The following is a 17,797-nucleotide window of genomic DNA, read 5'->3' as shown; positions in this document are numbered from 1 at the left end:
TAATTCCTTAATGCCGCTGGTTGATCAATAAATAGAGAAAAACGGTGTGCCCAGCACCGCGACAAAAATCCCTGCAGGCAGGTCCAGTGGCAGGAACAGCGTGCGGCCAGCCAGATCGGCGAGCATTACCAGGTTGGAACCGATCAGCGCCGCCATCAGCGCCTGTCCGGTAAACCCCGGTGGCATCAGGCGTTTGGCAATGTGTGGTGCAATCAGGCCGACAAAGGCAATGGCCCCGCCCCACGCAACCGCCAGACCTGCAAGCGCAACACTCACCAGCAGCAGCCCGGCGCGCAGCCATTGCACACGCACACCGATGCCCTGAGCCAGATCATCATCGAGCTGCTGCATGCGCACCTGTCGGGCGAGCAGCACCAGCAGCGGCAAAGTCAGCGCCAGCCAGCCCGCCAGGGCGCGAGGCTCCGGCCAACTGGCACCATACACGCTCCCGGTCAGCCAGACATAAGCCGACAAGGTAGTGGTCAGCGGGCTGAACACCAGAACGAATGTCGTCACCGCTGCCAGCAGGGCCGACACCCCTACCCCGATCAACACCATGCGCAATGGTGAAGCGCCCTGATTCCACGCCAGCAGATAGATGACCAGTGCGGCAAGGCCTGCACCGCAAATCGCCGCCAAAGGCAGGAATTGCGCCCCCAATGCAGCCGAGAAAAATGACAGATACAACACTGCCGCCGCACTGGCACCGCTGGTGATACCCAACAGGTCCGGCGAAGCCAGCGGATTGCGGATGATGCTTTGCAGGATCAGCCCGGACACCGCAAGCGCCGCGCCGACGAGTGCTGCCAACACCAGTCGGGGCATGCGCAGTTGTTCGACGATGAAAACCAGACTTGCATCCGCCTGACCGGTAAAAACATTCAAAAGGGTCGCGGGCGACAGGTTGATTTTGCCCACAGCCAGCGAGCCCAGAGCGATCAGCAATGTCAGCGTTGCGCCGATCAACAGACGTATCAATGCAGTCAGGCTGAACTGCCTGGAAAAACCGCGGTAGCGCAGGGTCAGATGCCTATCCATAACGTGCCCCCCGGCGAACCAGCGCAATAAAGAACGGCGCGCCGAACAGTGCGGTCATCACGCCCACCGGCACTTCCTGAGGCACGATCACCACCCGCGCCAGCGTATCGGCCAGCAGCAACAGCGTTGCGCCCAGCAACGCGCAGCCGGGCAGCAGCCAGCGATGATCGATGGACAGTGTCTTGCGTACCATGTGCGGCACCAGCAGCCCGATGAAACCAATGCTCCCGGCCAACGCTACAGCACTGCCCGCCAGGACAATGATCACGATGCTCATCAGCAGGCGAATCAAGCCTGTACGCTGGCCCAATGCGGTTGCGATGGTTTCTCCGGTATTGAGCACGTTGACCTGCCCGGCCAGCACCAGTGACCCGGCCAGTGCCACAACCACGCATATCAGTAATGGCGCGGCGGTGGCTAGATCGCGTTCCGACAAGGAACCGGCCAGCCAGAACAATACGGTGTCCAGACCGTCCTGATTGACTACCAGTAACGCCTGACTGAACGCAGTAAACAGCGCGGTAATCGCCGCGCCGGCCAACACAATTCGCAATGGGTTGAGACTGCCCTGCCCGCGGTTGCCGATTATCCAGACAATAGTCCCTGCTACCGCCGCGCCAATGAACGCGCACCACAGCCACTGGCTCATTGACGAAAGCGCAAACAACGACGAACAGGCAATGATCGAAAACGTCGCCCCGGCATTGATGCCGAACAGACCGGGCGAGGCCAGCGGGTTGCGCGTCAGTGCCTGCATCAGCGCGCCAGCAACCGCCAGACTGGAACCCACGGCGACGGCCATCAGGGTTCGCGTCAGGCGCGTATCGAGCAGCACATGCTCGATAGCGCTAAGCGCATCGGGCTGCCACACACTTCGGACAATCGCAGAGGGCGATATCCAGGTGGCTCCGGTTGCCAGGCTCAATCCCATGCACGCTATCAACACCAACAGTCCCAGACCCAGTTTTACCGCAGCGGTCATGAGGGACTATCCGCCATGGCCACGCGAGCGATTTCATCGAGCATGCGGTTGGCACCCAGAATGCCACCGGACAGGCTCCAGGCAACGGCATCCACGCGCCATACCTGACCATCCTGCGCTGCGCGCAACTGTTGCCAGAACGGGTGTCGGACCAGCTTGTCGTAGTTTTGCTGCGCGGCTTTGCTGTCCGCGCGCTGAAAAATGAAAAACAGGTCGGCATCGACCACAGGCAAACTCTCTTTGCTGCTGAGTTTAAGGGAAACGCCCGTTGCTTCGCGGGCAGTGGGCGTCCAGGCGAAGCCCAGTTCGGTCAGCACCGAACCTGCAAAGCTGGCGGGCAGATAGCTGCGGATATGATCTTCACGAATGTCGAGCACCGATACGGTGATCGGCCAGCGCCCGGCGAATTTTTCCTGCAACTGACTGCGTAACGCCGTCACACGCTGTTGCCATTGGTCAAGCAGGTCCATGGCTTGCTGTTGACGCAGCATGGCAGCGCCCATCATCGCCAGCGTGCGCTTGAACTCGAACACCTCTTCCAGCATCAGCACGGGGCTGATCTGCTCGAGCAACGGCGCGATGCGTTGATGGCGAAAGCGTGATGCGACGATAAGATCGGGTTTGAGCAGCACGATATCTTCAAGGCTAGGCTGGGTTTCCAGGCCCACATGCGGTACCACCGCCAGCGCCGGGCGCAGGTAGCGGTACATCGGTTTTTCGCTCCAGGAATCCACCACGCCGCACGGCGTCACGCCCAGGGCCACGGCGCTGTCGGACGCCCCCTGAAACAAGGTGACGACTCTTGGTGGCGTTGCGCGCAATGGCTCTGCCCAGGCAATGCCGGGCAGCGCCAGTAACCCCAATGACAGGCGCAATACCGTGCGCCGCGAAGGATGCAAATGTTGGTCAGGTTGCACGGCGCAACCTGTGGAACGGGTTGACCACCTCGCCCTTGCCGAACGGCATGCTGCCCGGTCCGCCTGCGCGCTCGATCATGGGTGTAAGCAGGAGTTTTTGCGGCCAGTTGGGGGCTTCGAACAGTTGATGCCTGATCATGGCACGCGCCTCGTCGTCAAATTCGATGGTTGTAATGAGATTATCCAAAACATCGCGCAATACCGTCCACAGCGCTGTTAACGGTACCTCATACACCTGGGCCAGAGTATCCATGATTGCCCGCACGTTTACCTGAATGCCCAGTGTCTGCAGCCAGAACAACAGGTCTTCAGGACGGTCATGATAAAGCGTATTGGCATGGCCTTTCTTGATTCGATATTCCGGGTCGCGCATGCCGTTACGCTCAAGCCAGGGCACGAAAATACGCAACGAGTCGTGGTCGCGCAACAACAGCCCTTGTGCCTGACCGGCTTTCCAGACCATGACTGCGTTCTGGCCATGCACCTCGCCGAGCATGCCCAGGCGGAACATGCGCAGGTTGATGTCGAAGAAACTGTGGCTCAGCTCGCGGAACAGTGTCAGTACCGAAGCCTGATTGCGCGGCAGGTCGCGATAGTCCATCCACTCATCGAAGAAATGCCGATTGCTGCCTGGCAACGGTGTACCCAGCGCCGCCATCGGCAGCAGGCGACATTCCGGATCGTCGAGCAAAGCTGCCGGATAGCCTCGCACCATGGCCGAAAGATGCCGGGGGCCTTCGTCGAACAGAGTGGCTTGGGGTGGCATGAACGCCCACCATTTGCGTTCGTCGCACAGGTGCAGCGAGCGACTCAGGGTTTCATCCTTGTCGACAACCTGGCGCAACAGTTTTTCACTCAGCCCGCCGTTGATCATTTTCACCGCTGGCAGGTAGCGGGACGCGCCGAGCGAATAGATCGCCATGGGCAATTTGAGGTAATCGGGGCTGTCGAGGCACGGTGTCATCGAACGCAGCGATGAGGTGGCGTATACCGCGGCCTCGTTGAAGGCCAGACGTTGACAATCGCCCCTGGTGAAGGCATCGCCCAGTTGGACCTGCAGAACATGCTCGAATTGCCAAGGATGAACCGGCAGCGCAACGTGACTGTCGGCAATGCCGCGCTGTTGCAGTTCCTGCTCAAGGACAGCTTGCAGATTCTCTGGCAGCAGGTGGCGAGCAGGGAAAGACTCGTGCAAATCCCCTACTCCGTCACCGCATTGCAGCAAGGTTTTGTCGACGGCGACCCAGTTCAGCGCCACCGGCCGGGCAAACTCAGCCTGATACTGTTGGTATTCCTGCTCGTTCAAGCCTTGCTTGGCTTTGGCCAGTGGATGGTATGGGCGATCACGTAGCGAAGCCCACTGTTCCATCGTCCTGAAGAACGTAGCGCCATCCTGTGCCATCAGGTTGTGCTCGTCGACTTTATGGTCCAGCGACAACGCGGTCTGCCAGACACTGATGCGCAACACCTCCAGAAACAGCGCTATGCCCTTTTCATTGTCCTGGCGCTCGCTGTCCTGAAGCAGGGTTGTTTTACCGGCGAATACCCATTTCATGAACTCTTCCGGGGACAACTGTGTCCAGCGCTCAGCCTGACGGCCCAGCACCGGCGTGCCGGGCACTTTCTCCCATTGTTGAGTAATGCCTGGGCGCAGCGCGGCGCTGATGAAGCGCTGCTCCGAGTCATCGCAGCACCATTCCCAGATTTGCTGTGTGCTGCTCTGCCCTTCAAGTTTTGGGGCGTGCGGGTGGCGCGCTTGCCAGTGAGCGGTGTCCTGCAGGCTCAATGGCTCGCGGCCAAAGAAATCTTCAGCCAGCAGGCAATCGACCAGATCCTGCATGACCAGGTCAGCGGCGAGTGAAGTGAAGTTCATCGGATTATTTTCCTTCTGCTGAATGTTGGGCCAGACGCGCCTGAAGTGCGCGAAAGGCAATGCCACGCTCATCGCCGAGGACGAAGGCATTGACGCCGCGAGCCTGCCAGCGGGCAGCGTCGCCGTCTTTACGGGGAATGGTGCAATAGGCGACGCCTGCTGCCTTGGTGGCTTGCCAGGTGGCCAGCAACGCTTGTTGTACATCGGGTTGATCGATCTGCCAGGGCATCCCGAGTGACTGCGACAGGTCTGCGGCCCCTTCCAGAATCATGTCCAGCCCCGGCACACGGGCAATCTCGGCGGCGCGGCGCACGCCTTCGGCGCTTTCGATCATCGCCACTACCATGATCTGTTGATTGGCGGCTTCAACGTACTGCGCCAGGCTGTGCTTGCCGAACGAGCCGGGACGACCGGCGTTGAGGCTGCGGCGGCCCAGCGGGTGGTACTTGCAGGCGGCAATGGCATCCGCCAGTTGCTCGGGGCTCTCGATCATCGGCAAAACGATGCCCTGCGCACCGCCATCAAGCAGGCGCAGCAGGGTTTTCGGGTTTAGATCGGCGACCCGCACCAATGGCGTGAGGGCGTAGCTCTCTGCAACACGGATCATGTTCTCCACGGTTTCCGGGTTGATCAGCACGTGTTCCATGTCGATGATCACGAAGTCGAAACCGGCCTCGGCGATCAACTCGATGGCGGCCGGGGCCGGGATCGAACTGATTAGCCCGTACACAGGCTGTCCGCTGCCAAGTCTGCTCTTGAGTGTATTGGTCCTCAGCATCATTGCGGCCTGTAGGTATGCAGCGGGTTAGGCACCGAGCGGAAGCGACGCTCACCGTCACCCAACAGGCGGCGCTTGGTCAGTTCTTCCACTTCATAGGATGGTGCGAAGACGTCAAACAGCTCGAAGCGCTCGCGATGCTGCGGGTGCGCACGCTGGTAGTCGAGAATGACGTCGGCGGTCATCTGCCAGAACAGCGCCTCATCCAGCTGGTATTGCTGGCGCAGGAAGATCGCCATTTCGGCCAGGCAGATGAAGAAGAAACAGTCGCAGGAGAAGTCGCGTACCGCATTCACGTCATCGGTAATGATGAACGAGTTACGGTTGAGTTTCGCGTGGCTGTCGGGCAGCGGGACCAGCTCCGGACACAGTTCAGGGCGGCCAAGATGTGCGGGTGAGTAACGCACACCGTCGTGGAAGTCCTTGAGGGCGATACGCTGCGGCCAGCCCTGCTTGACGATAAGCACGATGTTCTGACCGTGAGACTCCATGCCGATGCCCTCGGCGTAGAGCATATGGATGATCGGAGGCACCGTGACCTGCAGCAATTGGCGGGTCCACTCCTTGACGCCGTACTGGCGGATCCACGCATCGATGAACGGTGCCTGCTCACCATCGCCATAGCGGTTTTCCACATGGCTCAGGCCATTGAACGGCACCGCCTGCTCATCGTCCTTGAGGTACTGATGCAGGCTTTCGCGCCATATTGCACCCAGCGTGCCGTAGGTCTGCGCCGAGCGCGCTTCCGGCAGGTGGCGATAGTCGTAACTGACACCGGCAACTTCGCCGAGAATCACAAAATTCAGCGCACGCGCAGTGCTGTCGGTGGCGATCAACTGGTGCAGCCAGTCGGTGATGATCGGACCGTTGAGCACCGTATGCCGCGCCAGAATGCGCGTGCTGGAGGTGTTGGTCATACTCATCGCCAGTTTGACGTAAGGTCGTTTGGGCTGGCTGGCATTGGCCAGTGTACGAATCGACTGCTGAGCCTTGTAGACGTCGGTCGAGGTGCCCAGGTAAATCAGCTCGCCGCTGGCCAGTTCCGGGTAGAAAGTCGACACCGTGACGTTGTCCCATTGCCACGGATGCACTGGCATCAGTTGATAATCGTCAATGGATTTGCCCTGCGCGGCCAGGTCCCGGGACATTTCCTGCCAGCGCTGTGTGCCCAGTTCCTGGCGGATAAACGCCTGGAAATCCATGTTGCGCGCATGACCGACCGACGCGCTCGATTTCGCCACTGCCAGCCAGACCACCCCGAACGGCGTAGCAAATTCGGGCCCGTAGTGACGGTTGTCAGCCAACGAAAAACCGATCCTTGACTTGTAGCACGGGTGGTAGCTGTGGGCGTCCATGAAGTGCTGCTCCAAAGCGTCAACGTCCAGCTCATGTGCGGGTTTTGCGGGCTGATAACCCTGACTGCGCGCTTGCAGGTCCTTAAGTTGGGTTTGCTCGATTTCCTGGATGAAGCGTGCCAGGTGCGGGCTGTCTTTGAACGGGCTGAGTAGCTCGCTCAACGCCAGATGCAAATCCGGCACGCTACGCTCCCCGGCGCTGTCCAAGCGTTCAAGGGTGGCGTGATCCAGGCGTATCAGCTCGAAGCTGGTACTCAGCAGGCCTTCGCAGTGGTACTCCACACCATCACTGACAGCGACAGTGAAACGATGCCGATGATCGTCCAGCGGCTCGCACCGATAAGGCAGTGCAGCCTCGTACAGCAAGGTTTGCAGCAATTGACCGATTACCCGGCGCTGTACTTGTTGGTAGCGCTCGGGGTTGATATCAGCCAGCCAGGCACCGGTGGCCGTTGAGGGTGAAACGGTGTTGCGTTTCAGCGGTAAAGGGGTAGCCATGTTCATACCTCGAACGAAAAATTATCAGGGTTCGACCGCGCCGGGCTGTGCCTCGGTGCGTTCGTCGTTAAGGGGGAAACGCCAGGCACACGGCAGTGCCAGCAGGATCAGCAGGCCGGTGGCAATGAAGACTTCATTGATGGCCGAAGGCGTGGCGGCCGGTCCCGCAGTGTTCAGGCGAAATTCCAGCCACAGCGAGGCGATGACAATTGCCAGCGACGCCACAAGACGGCGGGAAATGTTGTTCATCGCAGCGCCCTGCGTGACCATCGGCTCGGGCAAGGCATTGAGCCCAGCCGTCGTCACCGGCATGTAGGACAGCCCGAGGCCTGCGCCACGAATCATCATCAGCATGAACACCACGCCGATCGCCGTATCCGTCTTGAGCATGCCCAGCGCCAGGGTTGAAGCACCGGTCAGCAGCAGGCCGATGGCGACTACGGTGCGCGGACCATGCCGGTCCAGCGCCTTGCCACCCCACTGCCCGAACAGGCTGGCGAACGCGGCGGTACACAGCAGGGCCAGGCCGGTCCAGATCGGGTTGTAGCCCAGTACCGTCTGCACCAGCAGCGGCAACAGGACCAGACATTCGAACATGCCGACCGACTGCACGACGGCAACGATCACGCTCAGACGGTAACCGCGCAGGTTGAACAGACGCAGATTCAGCAGCGGTGCCTTGCGACTCAACTCGACCCTGACGAAAGCAATCAGACAGGCCACTGCGACCAGCACCATGCCCTGATTGAACGGGTCGAGCAGCGCTTGAGCGTGATGCATGCGGCTGATGGCGATCATCAGCAAGCCGATGCCCGAGGCAACCAGCAAATAGCCGATCAGGTCGAACGGTTTGCGCTCGACAGGCTCGGAGTCTGGCAGCACGCCGACACCCAACAGCAAGGCCAGCAGGCCGATGGGCACATTCATCAGGAACAGCGAGCGCCAGCTGAACCACTCCAGCATCAGGCTGCCGCACAGCGGCCCCAATGCCGGAGCGAGCATTACCGCTGCGCTCCAGAGCCCGGTCACCCTGCCCCGCTCATGCTTTTCATACACGGAGAAAATGATCGCCAGCGACAGTGGGATCATCAACCCGCTAGCGATGCCCTGCACCACCCGCGCAGTGATCACCAATGCGATGGAGTTGGCCAGCGCGCCCAGCAGGGAGCCACCGATGAACAGCGCCACGCCCCACAGGTACAGGCGTTTGCGGCCAATGCGCTGACTGAGAAAGCTGGTCAGCGGCATGGTCATGCCCATGCTGGTCATGAACCCTGCAACGATCCAGGTGGCCAGCAACGGACCGACCTGAAACGCCTCCATGAAGGTTGGCAGCGCCGGGTTGAGCGAGCTATTGCTAAGGCTGACAGTCAGCGTACCGAGCAGCACATTGAACACCACCCAACGGCGTGGGACGTTCAGACTCATGTGCGAACCCGTTCGCCGTTGCGCACAAAGTGCTGTATCGGTCTTGGGTGGCAGAGAAAATCGACATGGGAGATGTTGTAGCCGTAAGCCCCTGCCAGCGGCAACACCAGCAGATCGCCGATGTTCACGCCTTTGAGCGGCTGCTGGCGGCTCAATACGTCCTTTGGCGTACACAACTGGCCGACCACGGTGTAGGCCTGCTCCTCAGATGCGCCCGTCGCTGGCGCACACGGCACATGGATAACCGGATGGTCATGGCCTTGCGCAACCGGCAGACGAAACTGGTGAGTGCCGCCGCGGCAGACCAGAAAATGCTCGCCGTGGCTGGTTTTGCTGTCCAGCACCTCGATGGCGTAATAGCCGCAATAGGCGCTGATGAAACGTCCTGGCTCAAAGCGCAGGATCGGCGCATCACGCTGCTCGCCCAGGCGTTTTTCCAGATAGCGGCACAGGCGCTGCCAGTCGAACTGCTGACTGTTCAGATAATCGACGCCAATGCCGCCGCCAACGTTGAAATGGGTCAACTGCTCCGGGTAGCTGGCCAGTGCTTTCCATTCCTGCCAGCGCTGCAGGTAGAAATCCAGCAACTGCTCGTGACGCTCAACCGACATCTGATGGGACATGGCGTGTACATGGAAACCCTTGAGCGTCAGGTGGCTGGCGCCGTCTAAGCGCCTGATCGCCTCGGCCAGATCGGTTTCGTCAATGCCGAACGGTGTGGCGGTGCCAGCCATCGCCAGCTTGCTCGACTGCGCGGCTGGCAACTGAGGGTTGATGCGCAGAAACACCGGCTGCACGCGCCCGGTTTCCTCTGCCAGATGTTGCAGTCGCGCAATTTCGTTGAGGCTTTCCAGATGGATGGCTTCAACCTTGTTCAGCAACGCCGAGCGCAAGTCGGAGTCAAGCTTGCCAGGGCCGGAGAACACGTAAGGTTTGCGTGTCGGGCAGGCCATCACACGCTCGATCTCGCCCCCCGAAGAGATTTCAAAGCCACTGACCAGCGGCGCGAGGGTTTCCAGCATCAATGCTTCGCTGTTGGCTTTGATCGCGTAATACAGCTCTACGCCCGCAGGCAGCGCTGCCATGACGTCAGTGACATGCTGTTGCAACGCATCCAGATCGTAGACGAAAGCCGCCAGCGGGTCGGTTTCCAGTGCCTGAGCTTCTTTGATGGCGCCCAGTACGGTTTCCGGCAACTTATGCATAACGTGCCTCCTTGGCCCATGGTGAAGCGAGGCGCACATAGTTGGCCTCACGGTCGGCCTTGGCGGCGAGCCGGACCTTCAGGTTGGTCTTGCAGGCAATTGACTGGCCGGCGATCAGCGCGTCCAGTTCTGGCGCGGGCAGCACCAACTCGTCGCGGATGCGTTGCAACTGCCGCTCGACCCGCTGCCACATCAGCGGCGCGAGGTGCGGACGTTCCCAACTCAAGGCCAGCACGGCCTCGGACAGGTTGTTGACCAGCAGGCAATAGGTGATGCGGTTCCAGCCTTGTTCGCGGGTGTAGAGCAATGACTGTCTAATCCGCGGGTGCAGCCCGACCTGAATCGCCTTGATGCCCAGTTCATCGGTCAGTTTGACGCCTTCGAAGTCACGTAATAGCAGCTGTTGAGGGCGTCCGTTATCGTGAATCAATACCGCGTTCTGCAAATGTGGCTCCATCACGATGCCGTGATTGAAGAACAGCGCCATGACCGGGCGCAGCAGCAAGGCCTGGTATTCATCGAACCAGTCCAGCAGGTGCGGGTCCTCAAGTTCACCGCCGTTGAAACGCTCAAGGAAATCGTGCACCAAAGGCCGCGAACGCAGATCACGCGCGAACAATGTACCCGCCATCACGCTGCAGTCCGCGCCGGATCGGCGACAGAAGTTTTCCCGCAGAATCGCGCCGGTCTGCTCGCGAAACCAGTGGCCGTCGGTCTCGCTGGAGCCTTTTGGAGCCCAACTCATCGAACCCGGTTCAGCCACGGTGGACAGCCCGCCGAGGGTTTGCGGGCGGGTCTGCTGCAAGCGCTGAAACAATTCGTCGATGATCAGCGTGCTTTCCAGTTCGTACCAGGCGTTTTTCCTGACGCAGTTGGTAATGCGCACATTCAGTGAGCCCTTGATGAAGTAATCATGCCCTTCGATGTACCAGGTGCGCATCGAAGCCGTCGGGCTGGCCAGCGGCCCGCTGGTGCCCAGATCGGTGATCTGCCCGAGTTCGATCAGGCGCTGCACACGGCGGTCCTGCATAAATAATTGGGCTTGTACCGGATGCATGCAGATCAGCGCATGCCCGGGCCTGGCCCGCGATTGATCCGCGAACCCTGACATCACCTCGGCTTCGCTCAAGCCATTGGAGGTGATTCGCAACCCGTCCAGAGGCACTTCGAACAGATGCAGCGCGGTCTGCGCCTGAAATTCCGGAGCGTAGGTCTCCTGCGCCAGATGCGCAGGCCACAGACGCGCCTTGGGTGCCGGGTGATTGGGATGGCCGAACCACAAGCCCTGTTCGCTGGCCAGATAACCGCTCAGCGGTGCCGGGTGCTGACCGGTCATGTTGTGGGCGACGATGGCGGCAGTCAGGTGCTGGCTTTGCAGGACCTGATCGAGCAGTTCGTCGTTGCTGGCCCGGGTCATGTGCTCGCAGGCGGCCAGCAATTGCCGGGCGAACTCGGCAAAAGCCAGGCAGCGCCAGGTACCCTGCCCCTGCCGCGCATAAACATCGGAAAGGTAGCGATGGCTGCCCAGATGGTCGCGGCGGTCCACCAGCACGAAAAACTGCTGCTCATTAGGCAGGCTGATGGTGAGTGGAATGCCCTTCCATTGCCCGCCATCCACGAAGCTGCCCGGCGCAATACCTTGCATGCCCTGTGGCCAAGTGTAATGAAGGCACTGTTCAGGCAGTGCGAATTCCTTGATCAGGCAATTAAGTAATGCACGAGTGGTTGCCAACTCGCTCACCATGTTTGATAAAACGGTGCGATCGGTATTAGTCATGTCTGCTCCACAGTCGCCTTGACGCTTACTGTTTAAGTGACGTCGCAACAAGCGTTGATTTATCGCTTGCGGCACAACGGCTTAACTGTCGGTGTGGCTTATTATCTGCAACAAGCCAATTGATAATCTGTGCACGACGTGCGATAGGGTCGCTCAGTCCAACGTTGTGTGCGTGTTCTGTTTCAAGCGCAGTGATGTCCTCACTGTTAGTACTGCTTACGCGCTGTTTACAAGCTGCTTACTTGCGCAGCTGGGCCAGTGCAGCCTTGAGGGCGTCCTCGAATCGCTGGATGACCAGTTGGCATTGTTCTTCGGTAATGATCAACGGCGGCAGCAAACGGATCACGTTGCCATTTCGGCCGCCGCGCTCAAGTAACAGCCCCTGCTTGAAACAGTGCTGCTGAATGGCAACTGCCAGTTCCGGATCCATTGGCAAGCTGCCTAGGCGGTCCGCCGGTTTGCGCTCATCGACAATCTCGATGCCCAGCATCAGCCCGCGTCCGCGCACCTGGCCCATCATCGGATAACGTTGCTGCAAAAGGCCAAGCTGTGCCTTGAGCCAGTCCCCGCGTTTTGCGGCCTGGGCAGCCAGGTTTTGCCGTTGCAGCACTTCAAGGGTCGCAAGGCCGGTGGCCATCGCCATTTGATTGCCGCGGAAAGTACCCGCGTGATTGCCCGGAGCCCAGGCGTCGAACTCGCGCTTGAAACCGAGCACGGCCAACGGCAGGCCGCCACCGACGGCTTTGGACATGACGATGACGTCGGGCTCGATCCCGGCGTGTTCGAAGGCGAACATCTTGCCGGTACGGCCGAAGCCGGCCTGTACTTCATCCAGAATCAGCAGAATGCCGTGCTTGCGGGTCACTTCGCGAATCTGCCGCAGCCATGCAGCGGGCGCTGGATTGACACCCCCTTCGCCCTGCACCGCCTCCAGAATCACGGCGGCCGGGAGCGACACGCCACTTTCCACGTCTTCGATGAACTGGGTGAAGTAATAACTCAGCGCCTCGGTGCCGGCTTCACCGCCAATACCCAGCGGGCACCGGTACTCATGAGGGTAAGGCAGGAATTGCACGCCGGGCATCAGGTTGGTGACGGCATTTTTCGGCGCGGTGTTGCCAGTCAATGCCAGAGCCCCGTGGGTCATGCCGTGGTAAGCGCCGGAAAAGCTGATGATGTTGTGCCGGCCGGTGGCAGTCTTGGCCAGCTTGATTGCGGCTTCGACAGCATCGGCACCGGACGGCCCGCAGAACTGCAGGCAGTAATCGCGTCCCTGGCCCGGCAGCAGGCTCAGTAGCGTCTCGCTGAAGGCATCCTTGACCGCGGTGGTCAGGTCAAGGGTGTGCATCGGCATTCCGGACGTCAGGAAGCTGTCGAGACTGGCCATGATAGCTTCGTGATTGTGACCCAGAGCCAGTGTTCCGGCACCGGCCAGGCAGTCCAGATACGTGGTGCCTTCAACATCAGTGACCCATACGCCATGTGCCTTGGCGATGGCCAATGGCAACTTCCGCGGGTAACTTCTTACATTGGATTCAAATCTGCTCTGCCTGTCCAGATAGTTGGCATTGGTTTTCTGCGACGTAGTAGACTGCAATAAGCCATTATTCAACATCGGTTAGTCCTCGCTAAATGCTGGATGCAAACTATTATCATTTCCTTGAAAGTGCAACCCGTTGTTTCAAAAAACAAGATGAAATTTAAATGAACGTTATTGCTTACTTAAAAAGTAGCCAAGCACATGAATAGGCCGCCCTGTAAGTCGGAATTATTCAAAGTGCCATCACTCAGTGGGACGATTGTTATTTATGTAAGGCACCTAAAGAGAGTCTTATATAACAGACTCTTCTATGCTTATACTCAGGTTAATTATTTATATAGCCGCACACGTTGTTCCTCGATGAGGACTGCCAGTTTGTTTACTACGCCGGTGAGCCCTTCCCTGGGCGTCGCGGTCGACTCAGAACCCGATAGTCGCTGACAGCAGATAGGTCCGGGGTGTCGACAGGGTCAGGCCCGGCTCGCTGTCATCCGACGCTCCTGCCGAACTCCAGTAATACTTGTTCATGACGTTCTCGACATTGGCCCGCAGTGTGATGTCCTTCTGATCGACCTTGAACGCATACCGCGCGCCCACGTCGAAGCGCTCGGAAGAATCGATGCTTTTGCTGTTGGCCTGGTCCAGGTACTGCGAGCTGGTGTAGATACCCCGCCCGGTCAGGGTCAGGCCCTTGACGCTCGGCACGTCCCATTCTGCGCCCAGATTGACGTTGTACTCGGGGGTGGCAGGTGCGCGATTGCCATCGAACGTGCCGTTGACGGTATTGGTCAGCTCGCTGTCGATGTACATCACCCCGCCCAGCAGACGGAAGCCCTTGAGCGGTTCGCCGAACATGGTCAGCTCGACGCCGTCGTTGCGGCGCTTGCCGTTCGGGCCGAAGACGCGCGAGATTGTGTTGGTCTCGTAGGCCGGTTGCTTGATACGGAATACGCTGGCAGTGAAGGCGTATGACCCCAGGTCATATTTGGCCCCGACCTCGATCTGGCGGCTGACGAAAGGCGGGAAGATCTGGTCTTCGTTCACCGACGTCGACGGCGCGATCTTGCCCTGGCTCAAGCCCTCCATGTAGTTGGCATACACCGAGAGGTCGTCGGTCACTTTGTACAGAATGCCGCCTGAAGGTGAGACCTTTTCCTCGTCGTAGGAGGTGTCGCCCTTGACGTTGTCGGTCCAGTCATCAACCTTGACTCGCTGCCAGCGGGCACCGAGTGTCAGCAGCAGGCGGTCATCGAAAAAGCCCAGTGTGTCGGTCAGGGCCACACCGCTGAAGCGGTTCTCGGTGTAAACCTTGGAGTCGGCCCGCGTGGGGTTGGAGGGTGTCGGCGTGTCGACCGGATTGTAGAGATTGCTCGGCGCGGCTGCGTAGCGTGCACCACCGTTTTCAAAGTCCATGTAGAAATAGCTGGCAGCCAGATTGACCTCGTGGCTGACCGGTCCGGTATTGAACCAGCTGCGTGCGCCGGCAGTGGCTGTGCGAACATTTTCGTCGCGGGTGAAGTCGCGCGGCTGAACGCTGAAGTCACCTGCGTCGTTGGTGACCGATACCGCATGGCGCAGGAAGTCATGGTTACTTTTGCGCGCGCCGACACCGCCGTACAGCATCACCGAGTCGCTGAAGTCATATTCGGCATTCACTGCGCCGAAGGTATCCTTGGTGCGCGCCTTGCTCCAGGACTGCGCATAGTTGTCGCGAACATCGTTGGCGTTGGGCACCTTTGCATTGGCACCCACCTGTACGCGCTCCTGCGGGGCATCGGTATCGCGCTCGGTGTGCCCGATATCCGTCGACAGGCGCAGGCGGTCGCCGCGAAAATCCAGGCCCAGCACGGCCATGTCGCGATCAACGCTCTGATGATCCCATTCAGTGTCGCCAGACTGCTTCACGCCATTGAAACGGATACCGAACTTGTCGTCCTCGCCAAAGCGACGCGCCACATCCACCGCCGCGCCTGCCTGCCCCTTGGACGCATAGCTGGTGGTCAGCTCGGTGATGGGTTTATCCGTTGCGCGCTTGGGGACCACGTTGATCCCCCCACCGACACTGCCGCGCGGCGAAATGCCATTAATCAACTGGCTTGGACCCTTGAGTATGTCTACCCGCTCGGCCATTTCCATGTCGATGGTGTATGTAGGCAGGATGCCGTACAAGCCGTTGTATGAGACGTCGCTATTGAACAGGCTGAAGCCGCGAATGGTGAACTGTTCGTAACGCCCGCCTGCCGGGTTGGTGGCACGCACCGACGGGTCGCTGGCAATCAGGTCGCCAAGGGTACGGGCCTGCTGGTTTTTCACCGCGTCCTTGGTGTAAGTGGTCATGCTGAAGGGCGTTTCCATGAAGTCCCGCGAACCCAGCATGCCTTGCGAGCCTTTGCGTGCCACTTGGCCGCCTGCGTATTCCTGGCCATCGGTAGAGCCGCTATCACCGACAATCGAGGTGGGTGCGAGTTGCAGGCCTGCGCTCGCGCTGTCAGGTGCCGGGATCAGCGTGTAAGCCTGCTCTCCGACGGAGATCAGTTGCAGACCGGAACCTTGCAGCAAGCGCGCAAAGCCTTCCTCGACCGCGAATTCGCCGGACAACCCCGAACTGTTTCGACCGTTCACCAGCGCAGGGTCTACCGAAAGGTTGACCCCGGCCTGACCGGCAAAGCGGGTGAGCGCGGCGCTCAGGCTGCCAGCCGGCACCTCATAGGCACGTTTGCCCGAGGTTTCGGCCCAACTGGTCGAGGCAAACAACGGACTGGAACTCAACGTCAGCAACAGGCTGAAATGCAAAAGCGGACGCAAACGGTAGGAAGACACTGCGGACATAGAGGGAAACTCTCGTATTTTTTGTGCACTTACCTGAAATGACCAGCGAGACAAAAAAAAGGGACAGCTTCACGCATTATTTTTTGTCGAAATGTTTTTTCGAGGTACCAGCGTGACCCAGTAACGGGTCCGCATCTGCACGTCCACCGGCAGGCTGGCAGCCAGTAACGAAAGCACGCGGTCGGTATTGTCGAGCCTGAAACTGCCCGTCACTCGCAGGGCTTCAAGTGCCGGCTCCCAGCGCAGCAAACCGGGGCGGTAGCGGCCAAGCTCGCGCAGGAAATCACCCAGAGACTGGTTCTGTGCGGTCAATACATCGTCGCGCCAGCCGGGCAGCAAGGCGTCGAAGGCGCTGACAGGCCCGGCTCCGTCCTGTTTGAGGCTGACCTGTTGTTGTGCATGCAATGCCAGCACCGGCCCCTGCAGCGGATAGAGTTGCACTGCGCCGCTGACCACCGATACACGGCAATCGCTCTGGTTGAGACGTACACAGACTTCACTCTGACTGACCACGACGCGCCCGTAGGGGCCCTCGATGGTCAGCGCTGCCCTGCCCGGCACCTTGAGTGCTATCTCGCCACGCACAAGGGTGACTCGACGTGCACCCAGATCGACATTCACCGCGCTGTCGGTGTTCAGTTGCAAGGTGCTGCCATCGGCCAGGGACAGACGCTTGTGCTCGCCGACGGAGGTTTGCAGGTCGGCACGCCAGACATCCAGCGGCAACTGACGGCCCACCAGCCAGGCGGTAGGGACCAATGCCACAGCGCCCAACGCTCTTTTGAGCGCCGCGCGTCTTGCTTTGTCGGGACGATCCAGAGTAGCCATAGCCAGATTGGCAGGCAGGCCGAAAAAACGCTGCCGCAGCTGTTGCGCCTTTTGCCAGGCGCGCTCATGACTGGCAGAGCTGTCGCGCCAGTGCTGCAGCATGGAGTGATCTTCTTCGCTGGCGCCGCCGGATTCCAGAAGCGCCAACCACTGCGCCGCCCTGCGTACTACCTCGCGTTCTTCGTTAGAAGGTGCCGAGCGAATCACCAATCCACCAGCAGGCAGTGTTCGTAGGCTTGCGCCATATAACGTTTGACGGTGCGTTCGGAAACATCCAGGCGCTCTGCGATTTCCCGATACCCCAGCCCCTCAAGCTGGCTCCAGAGAAACGCCCGGCGCACCACTGCCGAAAGACCGTCGAGCAACTCGTCCAGCGCCTGCAGGGTTTCCAGCAACAGCCAGCGCTGCTCAGGCGACGGCACGCTGTCTTCAGGCAACCGCTCCAGCGCTTCGAGGTAAGCCTGTTCCAGGCTGCGGCGAGTATAGAAGTTACTGAGCAGGCGCTTGCCCACCGTCAGCAGGTAAGCGCGTGGCTCCTGCATATCGGCGATCTGCTGAGAGCTGGACAGTACACGCAGGAATGTATCCTGACTCAGGTCCGCAGCATCCCAGGCATTGCCCATGCGTCTGCGCAACCAGCTTTCCAGCCAGCCATGATGATCGCGGTAAAGGGAATGCAAGGTCTGCTGTGATAGCGTCGCTGCTTCAGTCATGTCAAAAGCCTTGAGCGATGGGTGCGCCAAATGAGA

12 protein-coding genes and 1 pseudogene are annotated in these 17,797 nt (G+C 59.8%); all 13 read right to left on the bottom strand.

Features of this window, described 5'->3' with window-relative positions:
* Positions 1-7 precede the first annotated feature (7 nt).
* Positions 8-1,038 (bottom strand): annotated as a pseudogene (locus AC4ANE_RS14470) (FecCD family ABC transporter permease).
* Positions 1,031-2,020, bottom strand: a complete 990-nt coding sequence (locus AC4ANE_RS14465) for a FecCD family ABC transporter permease (protein WP_002553754.1) — start codon at positions 2,018-2,020, stop codon at positions 1,031-1,033. Before AC4ANE_RS14465 ends, AC4ANE_RS14470 begins: the two are co-directional and overlap by 8 nt.
* Entirely contained in the window at positions 2,017-2,937 is a 921-nt protein-coding gene (locus AC4ANE_RS14460) for an ABC transporter substrate-binding protein (protein WP_010214057.1), read from the bottom strand. Before AC4ANE_RS14460 ends, AC4ANE_RS14465 begins: the two co-directional genes overlap by 4 nt.
* Positions 2,927-4,810, bottom strand: coding sequence for an IucA/IucC family protein (locus AC4ANE_RS14455; RefSeq protein WP_002553752.1), 1,884 nt, complete (start codon positions 4,808-4,810; stop codon positions 2,927-2,929). The genes AC4ANE_RS14460 and AC4ANE_RS14455 overlap by 11 nt, the downstream gene beginning before the upstream one ends.
* Before the next feature lie 4 nt (positions 4,811-4,814).
* Entirely contained in the window at positions 4,815-5,588 is a 774-nt protein-coding gene (locus tag AC4ANE_RS14450) for an HpcH/HpaI aldolase family protein (protein WP_002553751.1), read from the bottom strand.
* Complete coding sequence (locus AC4ANE_RS14445) at positions 5,588-7,441, bottom strand: IucA/IucC family protein (protein ID WP_002553750.1); 1,854 nt, start codon at positions 7,439-7,441, stop codon at positions 5,588-5,590. Before AC4ANE_RS14445 ends, AC4ANE_RS14450 begins: the two co-directional genes overlap by 1 nt.
* Positions 7,442-7,465: 24 nt before the next feature.
* Positions 7,466-8,869 carry a DHA2 family efflux MFS transporter permease subunit gene (locus AC4ANE_RS14440; RefSeq protein ID WP_031596321.1) on the bottom strand — a complete coding sequence of 468 codons (1,404 nt, stop codon included), beginning with the start codon at positions 8,867-8,869 and terminating at the stop codon, positions 7,466-7,468.
* Entirely contained in the window at positions 8,866-10,074 is a 1,209-nt protein-coding gene (locus tag AC4ANE_RS14435) for a type III PLP-dependent enzyme (protein ID WP_002553748.1), read from the bottom strand. The genes AC4ANE_RS14440 and AC4ANE_RS14435 overlap by 4 nt, the downstream gene beginning before the upstream one ends.
* The gene (locus AC4ANE_RS14430) at positions 10,067-11,851 is read right to left on the bottom strand and encodes an IucA/IucC family protein (protein ID WP_005734302.1); all 1,785 of its coding nucleotides are present in this window, start codon (positions 11,849-11,851) and stop codon (positions 10,067-10,069) included. Before AC4ANE_RS14430 ends, AC4ANE_RS14435 begins: the two co-directional genes overlap by 8 nt.
* A gap of 238 nt (positions 11,852-12,089) precedes the next feature.
* Positions 12,090-13,466 carry a diaminobutyrate--2-oxoglutarate transaminase gene (locus AC4ANE_RS14425; protein WP_002553746.1) on the bottom strand — a complete coding sequence of 459 codons (1,377 nt, stop codon included), beginning with the start codon at positions 13,464-13,466 and terminating at the stop codon, positions 12,090-12,092.
* Positions 13,467-13,811: 345 nt separating this feature from the next.
* Complete coding sequence (locus tag AC4ANE_RS14420; protein WP_002553745.1) at positions 13,812-16,220, bottom strand: TonB-dependent receptor; 2,409 nt, start codon at positions 16,218-16,220, stop codon at positions 13,812-13,814.
* 69 nt (positions 16,221-16,289) lie between these two features.
* Entirely contained in the window at positions 16,290-17,255 is a 966-nt protein-coding gene (locus tag AC4ANE_RS14415) for a FecR domain-containing protein (RefSeq protein WP_002553744.1), read from the bottom strand.
* Positions 17,252-17,761, bottom strand: a complete 510-nt coding sequence (locus tag AC4ANE_RS14410) for a sigma-70 family RNA polymerase sigma factor (protein WP_002553743.1) — start codon at positions 17,759-17,761, stop codon at positions 17,252-17,254. The genes AC4ANE_RS14415 and AC4ANE_RS14410 overlap by 4 nt, the downstream gene beginning before the upstream one ends.
* Between the last annotated feature and the right edge of the window lie 36 nt (positions 17,762-17,797).

It is taken from the genome of Pseudomonas sp. Pme6b (genome assembly GCF_058129925.1).
The sequence above is the reverse complement of the archived record's forward strand: the minus strand, read 5'-3'. Positions and strand labels throughout refer to the sequence as shown.

Coding starts and splice junctions, on each gene's coding strand:
- AC4ANE_RS14455 (WP_002553752.1), bottom strand. CDS start 4,810: ATGAACTTCACTTCACTCGCCGCTGACCTGGTCATGCAGGATCTGGTC.
- AC4ANE_RS14420 (WP_002553745.1), bottom strand. CDS start 16,220: ATGTCCGCAGTGTCTTCCTACCGTTTGCGTCCGCTTTTGCATTTCAGC.
- AC4ANE_RS14430 (WP_005734302.1), bottom strand. CDS start 11,851: ATGACTAATACCGATCGCACCGTTTTATCAAACATGGTGAGCGAGTTG.
- AC4ANE_RS14435 (WP_002553748.1), bottom strand. CDS start 10,074: ATGCATAAGTTGCCGGAAACCGTACTGGGCGCCATCAAAGAAGCTCAG.
- AC4ANE_RS14465 (WP_002553754.1), bottom strand. CDS start 2,020: ATGACCGCTGCGGTAAAACTGGGTCTGGGACTGTTGGTGTTGATAGCG.
- AC4ANE_RS14450 (WP_002553751.1), bottom strand. CDS start 5,588: ATGCTGAGGACCAATACACTCAAGAGCAGACTTGGCAGCGGACAGCCT.
- AC4ANE_RS14410 (WP_002553743.1), bottom strand. CDS start 17,761: ATGACTGAAGCAGCGACGCTATCACAGCAGACCTTGCATTCCCTTTAC.
- AC4ANE_RS14440 (WP_031596321.1), bottom strand. CDS start 8,869: ATGAGTCTGAACGTCCCACGCCGTTGGGTGGTGTTCAATGTGCTGCTC.
- AC4ANE_RS14445 (WP_002553750.1), bottom strand. CDS start 7,441: ATGGCTACCCCTTTACCGCTGAAACGCAACACCGTTTCACCCTCAACG.
- AC4ANE_RS14425 (WP_002553746.1), bottom strand. CDS start 13,466: ATGTTGAATAATGGCTTATTGCAGTCTACTACGTCGCAGAAAACCAAT.